The organism is Mycobacterium sp. NAZ190054 (genome assembly GCF_001545925.1).
In the GTDB taxonomy this organism is placed as follows: domain Bacteria; phylum Actinomycetota; class Actinomycetes; order Mycobacteriales; family Mycobacteriaceae; genus Mycobacterium.
In genome coordinates this window covers 1-8,683 of the sequence record NZ_LMVQ01000152.1, presented here as the reverse complement: position 1 = coordinate 8,683, position 8,683 = coordinate 1, and the positions used below count along the sequence as shown (strand labels likewise).

Below are 8,683 nucleotides of genomic sequence, written 5' to 3'. Positions count from 1 at the left end.
GGGCGGCTCCACGTACTGCGCGCCACATCTTTCCACCTTCACCTTCGACACTCCGAGCGCAGCCATCGACCGCCGGTGCTGCCGGACTTCCTCATCGGCCCGCTCCCCCTTGATCGCCAGCATCCGGCCGCCCTCCCTCAGCAGGGGGGTACTCCACTTGGTCAACTTGTCGAGCGAGGCGACGGCCCGCGACACCACGACGTCCGTCGTCCCCACCTCCTCGCGCACCGCTCGATCCTCGGCACGACCGCGGACGACGCTGCAGTCGACACCCAGCTCTTCGATCGCCTCGCGAAGGAATTCGCTGCGCCGGAGAAGGGGTTCGATCAGGATGATGTGTACGTCGGGCCGGGCCAGAGCCAACGGTATCCCGGGCAGGCCCGCACCACTACCGATGTCGGCGATCCGCTCCCCGGATTCCAGAAGTTCACCGACGACGGCGCAATTCAACAGATGCCGATCCCACAACCGGTCCACCTCACGCGGACCGAGAAGGCCGCGCTCCACGCCGGCGCCCGCCAGGATCTCCGCGTACCGGGCAGCCGCGTCCATCGCGCCACCGAACACCTCGGCCGCAGCGGGAGGCGGCTGTGGAACCTCCGCATGTTTCACGTGAAACATCCTCCGACTGTGCGCGGCGAGACCACGACCGACTCCCTGGGCTGAAGCAGAACTACATTGATGTAACTCTGTGGCGAGGGTCAGTCGACGAGGACGACCACCCGGCGGGACGGCTCCACGCCCTCGCTCTCGCTGTGCACACCCTGCACGGCGGCCACCGCGTCGTGGACGATCTTGCGCTCGAACGGCGTCATCGGCGAGAGCTCCTCACGCTCCCCGGTCTCCAGCACGCGGTGGGCGACCTTCTCCCCCAGCGCGGCGAGCTCGTCGCGGCGGCGACGCCGCCACTGCGCGATGTCCAGCATCAGCCGGCTGCGCTCACCGGTCTTCTGATGCACGGCCAGGCGGGTCAGCTCCTGCAACGCGTCCAGCACCTCGCCCTTGCGCCCGACCAACTTGTTCAGGTCGGTGCCGCCGTCGATGCTGACGACCGCCCGGTCACCCTCCACGTCCAGATCAATGTCGCCGTCGAAGTCGAGCAGATCGAGGAGCTCCTCGAGGTAGTCGCCGGCGATCTCGCCCTCGGCGACCAACTTCTCCTCCAGGTCGTCGCCCGGGCCGGCGACCTCGTTGTCGACGTCGTCCTCGACGGCCACCAGCTCCGTGTCGGGGCTGCTCGTGTCGTTGTCTGTCTCAGTCATTGCCACACCTCTCCTTTGTCCGCGGTCGCCCGCGCGTCAACGTTTCCGCTTCTTCGGTCGCGCGCCAGGTTTCGGGGTGCGATTGCCCGCCCCGTTCTGCGCTGCGGATGTCGCCTGCCGCTGCTCGGATACCGGCGGCTCCGCGGTCGTCGCGGGGCCTCCGTCGGCTGCATCTGTGGCTTCGCTGGCCGCCTTCTTCTTGCGGCTCGGTTTGGCGCCGGGCGCCGGGGCATTGGCGGCCCGGCGTTCCAGGGCCTCTGCCTTCTTCTGCTCTTCTTCCTTCTCGATCATCCCGAACACGTAGTGCTGCTGACCGAAGGTCCAGATGTTGTTGGCGAGCCAGTACATGATCACGGCCAACGGCAGGAACGGACCACCGACGACCACGCCGAGCGGGAACACATACAGAGCCAGCTTGTTCATCATCGCGGTCTGGGGATTGGCGGCCGCTTCCGGACTCTGCCGCGCGATTGAGGCCCGGCTGTTGAAGTACGTCGCGACGCCGGCCAGGATCATCACCGGCACACCGACCAGAATCACCGACAGGCGGTTGAATTCGGTGAACGCGTCCAGACCGTGCTGCTGGATCATCGTCGCGCTCAGCGGCGCCCCGAACAGGTTCGCGTCGAGGAAGTTGCCGACGTCGGTCGCGCTGAACACGTAGTTCGGCAGGGTCCGGTTCTCCTCGACCGACAACCCGAGCCGGCCGATGCCGGTCTGGGTCCGGTTGAACGACATCAGCACGTGGTAGAGCCCGAGGAACACCGGGATCTGAGCGAGCATCGGCAGGCAGCCGAGGATGGGATTGAACCCGTGCTCGCGCTGGAGCTTCTGCATCTCCAGCGCCATGCGCTGGCGGTCCTTGCCGTACTTCTTCTGCAGCGCCTTGATCTGCGGCTGCAGTTCCTGCATCTGCCGGGTGGTCCGGATCTGCCGGACGAACGGCTTGTACAGGATCGCGCGCAGGGTGAACACCAGGAACATCACCGACAGCGCCCACGCGAAGAAGTTCGACGGACCGTCCACACCCGGGATGAGACCGATCAGGAAGGCGAACGCCTTGTACCAGACCCACATGATCGCCGACACCGGGTAGTAGATGATGTCGAGGCTGAACCAATTAAACGACACTCGTATGACTCTTCCCTTGCTGTACCGGACTCTGCCGGTGATCGGCTACGTCACAGCTCTGTGCACCCGTTGCGTCACTGTGACATTCGCGCTCGGGTATCGGGTCCCACCCTCCGTTATGCCATGGACCGCATTTGAGGAGACGAACCAGGGCCAGCCACCCGCCCCGGAAGAAGCCGTACTCGGTGAGCGCGTCAACGGCGTACTGACTGCAGGTAGGCATGAACCGGCATGTCGGCAGCCGCAGCGGGGAGATGGTGTGGCGGTACAGCTGGATGACGTACACCGCGCACCGCACGGCACGCGACCGGGCGGTCACGACCGAGATCCGTTCCGGTCCCTGATGCGCTGCAGCGCGGTCCGCAGTTCCTGTTCCAGCCGCGGCGAGATCACATCGCGGCTGCGCGGCAGCGCGCGGATCACCACCCGCTCGGAGGGATCGAGATCGTCGAGCACCGCCCGCGCCGCGTGCCGCAGCCGGCGGGACACCCGATGACGCTGGACGGCATTGCCGACTGATTTGGAGACGATCAGGCCGACCCGGGGTCCGGGGTCACCTGTCTGGTCAGAACGCAGCGTGTACACCACAAGATCGGGCTGTGCCGCCCGCGTCCCGCGACTCACTGTGGCACCGAACTCGGTCGACCGCGTCATCCGGTTCTGGGCCGGAAGCACCGCGACAGACCTGGCCGGGTCACGCAGTCAGTGAACGACGGCCCTTGGCGCGCCGGGCCGTGACGATCGCACGACCGGCGCGGGTGCGCATCCGCAACCGGAACCCGTGCACCTTCGCGCGGCGACGGTTGTTCGGCTGGAAGGTCCGCTTGCCCTTGGCCACGGCAGTCACTCCTTGTTGAGTCTGGCCTCCACGTTCGCCCGACATGCGATTCATGACGGACGTGACGCAGTCGGCCGTTGGTAAGCTCGATCGGTCTCGCAAAGCTAGCCGGCGCGGTCCCCGGCGGGGCCGGTCGCAGCCGTATCGCCACGTGCGGGCGACTGTTCGAGGGTACTGGCGAGAAATTCCTGGGTCAAACCTGCTAGATCACCATCGTGTGGCGTTCGTGGCACGTTCGGAAACACGTCAGCCACATCACAGTGATCACAGCCGTCACGCGCGTCTGGAACTATTGGGCCCGACCATGATTGCGCATCCCGCAATGTTGCAGAACTGTTGGCACCCGGAGAGAAAACTGTTAGCTTCTGGCAATGCCGATTCCACTGCGGATCGGCGAAAGACAACGAAGCGAGGACACCCGCCCTCCGCCGCGAGCCCACTGATTGCATCGTGATGAGTTCAGGCACCGAGGTGTTCTCGCCGGTAGGCAACCAGACGGCGACGAACGTCCTCTCTCCACAACCTGTGGATAACTTTGTGGACAGTTCGTCGTCGTCCTACAGCACGTCCCCGCAGGGACCTCGAGGGGGTGAGCGTCGGTGAGCACTGACCCCGATCCCCCCTTCGTCTCGATCTGGAACGACGTCGTCACCGAGCTCAACGGCGCCGACGGTGTCGGGAACGGTTCCCTGACCCCTCAGCAGCGGGCCTGGCTCAAGTTGGTCAAGCCGCTGGTCATCACCGAGGGCTTCGCGCTGTTGTCGGTGCCCACCCCGTTCGTCCAGAACGAGATCGAACGTCACCTCCGCGAACCGATCGTGGCGGCGCTGAGCCGCCAGCTCGGTCAGCGTGTCGAACTCGGCGTCCGCATCGCCGATCCGGTTCCGGACGACCCCGACGACGGATTCGCCGCAGCACCGGCCCCGGTCCCCGACGCGGACGACGACGTCGTCGACGACGATCTGGCCGCGCGGGCCAGCGCCGAGGAGAGCTGGCCGTCGTTCTTCTCCAACCGCGCCAACCGCGCGGTCGAGGACGACAGCAGCTCGGTCAACCTCAACCGCCGCTACACCTTCGACACATTCGTCATCGGTGCGTCCAACCGCTTCGCCCACGCGGCCACCCTGGCCATCGCCGAGGCACCGGCACGCGCGTACAACCCGCTCTTCATCTGGGGCGAATCCGGTCTGGGCAAGACCCACCTGCTGCACGCGGCCGGCAACTACGCGCAGCGGCTGTTCCCCGGGATGCGGGTCAAGTACGTCTCCACCGAGGAATTCACCAACGACTTCATCAACTCGCTGCGCGACGACCGCCGCGCGTCGTTCAAACGCACCTACCGCGACATCGACGTGCTGCTGGTCGACGACATCCAGTTCATCGAAGGCAAGGACGGCATCCAGGAGGAGTTCTTCCACACCTTCAACACGCTGCACAACGCGAACAAGCAGATCGTGATCTCGTCGGACCGGCCGCCCAAACAGCTGGCCACCCTCGAGGACCGGCTCCGCACCCGGTTCGAGTGGGGGTTGATCACCGACGTCCAGCCGCCCGAGCTTGAGACGCGAATTGCCATCCTGCGCAAGAAAGCTCAGATGGACCGGCTCGATGTGCCGGGCGATGTGCTGGAGCTCATCGCCAGCAGGATCGAGCGCAACATCCGCGAGCTCGAGGGTGCGCTGATCCGCGTGACCGCGTTCGCGTCGCTGAACAAGACACCGATCGACAAATCGCTGGCCGAGATCGTGCTGCGGGATCTGATCTCCGACCCCACCACGATGCAGATCAGCACCGCCGCGATCATGGCCGCCACGGCCGAGTACTTCGAGACCAGCGTCGAGGAGCTGCGCGGCCCCGGGAAGACCCGCGCGCTGGCCCAGTCGCGGCAGATCGCGATGTACCTGTGCCGTGAACTCACCGACCTCTCACTGCCGAAGATCGGGCAGGCGTTCGGCCGCGATCACACCACGGTGATGTACGCGGAGAAGAAGATTCGCGCCGAGATGGCCGAGCGCCGCGAGGTCTTCGACCATGTCAAGGAACTCACCACCCGGATCCGGCAGCGCGCGAAGCGCTGACGCTCTCCTGCTGTCCACTCGTCCCGGCTCGTGCCGGGCGTGTCGTCTCCGCGTGTCGCTCGGCGTCGCCCGTCCGCGCCCAAAACCTTCCGTCACAGCAGTCCCAGGCATCACAGCGCGGGCTGTGCAGCAGGCTGTGCACAACCTGAGGCCAAACCAGCCGCTCGGTCCGGAATTCTCCCCAACTGCGCCCGCATCCCCAGGCCTCCCGGATCCGTCCGACAGAACTCCCCAAGTTGCGCACACCGGCACCGCACCGCTGGCCTGCGGCAAAGCGGCGTTATCCCCAGTCTGCACAACGCCTAATACTGATACTCGTATTAATCTCTAGATTTCTTCTAGAAGAAGGGCCTTAGGGAAAGTTGTGATCCACCGGTCCGGCTACCCCTCCCCCGGCCTGCGTGTCAGCACCATCGTTTAGCTTTCAAGTTGGAGCCGAAAGCTCTACGGTGGTTCATCGACAGCCGTTCCGGTCGTCGCCGCGTGCTCGGTTGGCACGGCGGGCGCTCTCCGGGGAAATTGCTGGTCATTGCTTTGTCGGGGTGTGCATCGAAGGGACGCTATGAACGTGGCGACAACGGCTGGTCTGACGGATCTGAAGTTCCGGCTGACTCGCGAGGACTTCGCCGACGCAGTGGCGTGGGTCGCACGTAACCTGCCGTCCCGTCCGACGGTGCCGGTACTGGCAGGTGTGCTGCTCACCGGCTCCGACGAAGGCCTGACGGTCTCGGGGTTCGACTACGAGGTCTCCGCCGAGGTCCAGATACCTGCCGAGATCGCTTCTCCGGGAAGCGTTTTGGTGTCCGGTCGGCTGCTCTCCGACATCGTCCGGGCGTTGCCGGCCAAACCGGTTGACGTCAGCGTCGAGGGCACCCGGGTGTCGCTGACCTGCGGTAGCGCGCGGTTCTCGTTGCCCACGATGGCGGTGGAGGATTACCCGACCCTGCCGACCCTGCCCGACGAGACCGGTGTGGTGTCCTCCGAGCTGTTCGCCGAGGCGATCGGCCAGGTGGCCGTCGCCGCCGGCCGCGACGACACCCTGCCGATGCTGACCGGCATCCGCGTCGAGATCGCCGGCGAGAAGGTCGTCCTGGCCGCCACTGACCGGTTCCGTCTGGCGGTCCGCGAGCTGACGTGGTCGACGAGCGCCCCCGGAGTCGAGGCCGCGGTGCTCGTCCCGGCGAAGACGCTGGCCGAAGCCGCCAAGGCCGGTACCGACGGCCAGGAAGTACACCTCTCGCTGGGATCCGGCCCGACTGTGGGCAAGGAAGGCCTGCTCGGCATCCGGAGCAAGGGCAAGCGCAGCACCACCCGGCTGCTCGACGCCGAGTTCCCGAAATTCCGCCAGCTGCTGCCCACCGAGCACACCGCGGTGGCCACCATCGGGGTCGCCGAACTCACCGAGGCGATCAAGCGCGTGGCGCTGGTCGCCGACCGTGGTGCGCAGGTCCGGATGGAGTTCGCCGACGACGTGCTGCGGCTGGCGGCCGGCGCCGACGATGTCGGTCGCGCCGAAGAGGACCTGCCGGTGCAGTTCTCCGGTGATCCGCTCACCATCGCGTTCAACCCCACCTACCTGACGGACGGCCTGAGCTCCCTGCACGCCGAGCGGGTGACTTTCGGTTTCACCACCCCCAGCCGTCCTGCGGTCCTTCGTCCGGCAGGAGAGGATGACGGGAGCACGACGGGCACCGGTCCGTTCCCGGCCGCGCAGACCGACTACGTCTACCTGCTGATGCCGGTTCGCCTTCCCGGCTGAGCCGAAGGATCGACACAAGAAGGGGCAGTGGCATGCAGCTGGGTCTGATAGGCCTGGGCAAGATGGGTTTCAACATGCGCGCCCGGCTGCGCGACGGCGGCCACGAGGTGGTGGGCTACGACCCGAGGCCGGAGGTGTCCGATGTGGCCTCCCTCGCGGAGCTCGCGGCCCGGTTGCAGTCGCCGCGAGTGGTCTGGGTCATGGTGCCGTCGGGAACGGTGACCGACAGCACCATCACCGAGCTCGCCGGCGTCCTCGGTGAGGGCGACCTGGTCATCGACGGCGGCAACTCGCGATACACCGAGGACGCACCGCACGCGGAGTTGTTGGCGCAGAAGGGAATCGCGTTCATCGACGCCGGCGTCTCCGGCGGCATCTGGGGGCTGACCGAAGGGTACGGCCTGATGGTCGGCGGCGCCGACGCCGATGTCGCGCGGGCGATGCCGATCTTCGAGACCCTGCGCCCGCCGGGACCCCGCGAGGACGGATTCGTCCACGTCGGCCCCGTCGGCGCCGGCCACTTCGCGAAGATGGTGCACAACGGCATCGAGTACGCGCTGATGACGGCCTACGCCGAGGGTTACGAGATGCTGGCCGCCGAGGACCTGGTCAAGGACCCTCAGGCGGTGTTCCAGGCCTGGACCAACGGCACGGTGGTGCGGTCATGGCTGCAGCAGCTGTTGGCCAAGGCCCTGAAAGAAGATCCGGGTCTGGCCGGGATCAGTGGTTACACCGAGGATTCCGGTGAAGGCCGGTGGACGGTCGAGGAGGCGATCCGGCTCCGGGTCCCGGTACCCAGCATCGCCGCGGCGTTGTTCGCCCGGTTCCTGTCCCGCCAGGACGAGTCCCCGACGATGAAAGCTGTTGCGGCGCTGCGTAACCAGTTCGGTGGCCACGCCGTCAAGCGTGTGAGTGAATCGGGCTGACCGAGGTGTATCCGTGCATGTACGTCACCTGGCGCTGACCGACTTCCGGTCGTGGGCCCGCGTCGAGCTCGAGCTGACGCCGGGACGCACCGTCTTCGTCGGACCGAACGGCTTCGGTAAGACGAATCTCGTTGAGGCGCTGTGGTATTCGGCTACGCTCGGTTCGCACCGGGTGGCGTCGGACGCACCGCTGATCCGTGCCGGAGCCGACCGGGCGGTGGTGTCCACCATCGTGGTCAACGACGGCCGGGAACTCGCCGTCGATCTCGACATCACATCGGGCAGGGCCAACAAGGCGAGGTTGAACCGCTCCCCGGTGCGGTCTGCCCGCGAGATTCTCGGCGTGCTGCGTGCGGTGCTGTTCGCTCCCGAGGACCTCGCGCTGGTCCGCGGTGACCCGAGCGAACGCCGGCGCTACCTCGACGAGCTCGCCACCACGCGTCGTCCCCGGATCGCCGCCGTGCGCGCCGACTACGACAAGGTGGTCAGGCAGCGCACCGCGCTGCTCAAGACCGCGTCCGGGGCCCGGTTCCGCGGTGACCGCGGCGCCCTCGAGACACTCGACGTGTGGGACGGGCATCTCGCCCACCACGGAGCCCAATTGATCACGGCCCGAGTGCAACTCGTCAACGAGCTGGCCGCCGAGGTGGAGAAGGCCTACCAGCTGCTGGCGCCGGCGTCACGTGCCG

Annotated in this window: 10 protein-coding genes; 4 read left to right on the top strand and 6 right to left on the bottom strand. The window is 66.7% G+C overall.

What is annotated here, in order from left to right; genetic code table 11:
• The 6 genes from rsmG to rpmH form a co-directional block, all read right to left on the bottom strand.
• Positions 1-612: 16S rRNA (guanine(527)-N(7))-methyltransferase RsmG (gene rsmG / locus ASJ79_RS12520; RefSeq protein WP_067955561.1), on the bottom strand; the 612-nt coding region annotated here is incomplete at its 3' end.
• An 89-nt stretch (positions 613-701) separates the two neighbouring features.
• Positions 702-1,262 carry a R3H domain-containing nucleic acid-binding protein gene (locus ASJ79_RS12515; protein ID WP_067955556.1) on the bottom strand — a complete coding sequence of 187 codons (561 nt, stop codon included), beginning with the start codon at positions 1,260-1,262 and terminating at the stop codon, positions 702-704.
• A gap of 36 nt (positions 1,263-1,298) precedes the next feature.
• Entirely contained in the window at positions 1,299-2,399 is a 1,101-nt protein-coding gene (gene yidC, locus ASJ79_RS12510) for a membrane protein insertase YidC (protein WP_197420191.1), read from the bottom strand.
• Entirely contained in the window at positions 2,383-2,712 is a 330-nt protein-coding gene (gene yidD, locus ASJ79_RS30955; RefSeq protein WP_082753813.1) for a membrane protein insertion efficiency factor YidD, read from the bottom strand. The genes yidC and yidD overlap by 17 nt, the downstream gene beginning before the upstream one ends.
• On the bottom strand, positions 2,709-3,068 hold the full coding sequence (rnpA, locus tag ASJ79_RS12505; protein ID WP_067955554.1) for a ribonuclease P protein component: 360 nt from the start codon (positions 3,066-3,068) through the stop codon (positions 2,709-2,711). The genes yidD and rnpA overlap by 4 nt, the downstream gene beginning before the upstream one ends.
• 19 nt (positions 3,069-3,087) lie before the next feature.
• On the bottom strand, positions 3,088-3,231 hold the full coding sequence (gene rpmH, locus ASJ79_RS12500) for a 50S ribosomal protein L34 (protein ID WP_003930923.1): 144 nt from the start codon (positions 3,229-3,231) through the stop codon (positions 3,088-3,090).
• 599 nt (positions 3,232-3,830) lie between these two features.
• Here rpmH and dnaA point away from each other — a divergent pair.
• The 4 genes from dnaA to recF form a co-directional block, all read left to right on the top strand.
• Positions 3,831-5,309, top strand: a complete 1,479-nt coding sequence (dnaA, locus tag ASJ79_RS12495) for a chromosomal replication initiator protein DnaA (RefSeq protein ID WP_067955550.1) — start codon at positions 3,831-3,833, stop codon at positions 5,307-5,309.
• 562 nt (positions 5,310-5,871) lie between these two features.
• Positions 5,872-7,068, top strand: a complete 1,197-nt coding sequence (gene dnaN, locus ASJ79_RS12490) for a DNA polymerase III subunit beta (RefSeq protein ID WP_067955548.1) — start codon at positions 5,872-5,874, stop codon at positions 7,066-7,068.
• A 32-nt stretch (positions 7,069-7,100) separates the two neighbouring features.
• Positions 7,101-7,994: a phosphogluconate dehydrogenase (NAD(+)-dependent, decarboxylating) gene (gene gnd, locus ASJ79_RS12485; RefSeq protein WP_067955546.1), complete on the top strand. Its 894-nt coding sequence runs from the start codon at positions 7,101-7,103 to the stop codon at positions 7,992-7,994.
• A 13-nt stretch (positions 7,995-8,007) separates the two neighbouring features.
• The coding region (gene recF / locus ASJ79_RS12480; RefSeq protein WP_156448405.1) for a DNA replication/repair protein RecF at positions 8,008-8,683 on the top strand (676 nt) is incomplete at its 3' end.

Excerpts from the sequence above, each read along its gene's own strand:
- ASJ79_RS12515 (WP_067955556.1), bottom strand. The coding sequence starts at position 1,262 with ATGACTGAGACAGACAACGACACGAGCAGCCCCGACACGGAGCTGGTG.
- dnaN (WP_067955548.1), top strand. The coding sequence starts at position 5,872 with ATGAACGTGGCGACAACGGCTGGTCTGACGGATCTGAAGTTCCGGCTG.
- gnd (WP_067955546.1), top strand. The coding sequence starts at position 7,101 with ATGCAGCTGGGTCTGATAGGCCTGGGCAAGATGGGTTTCAACATGCGC.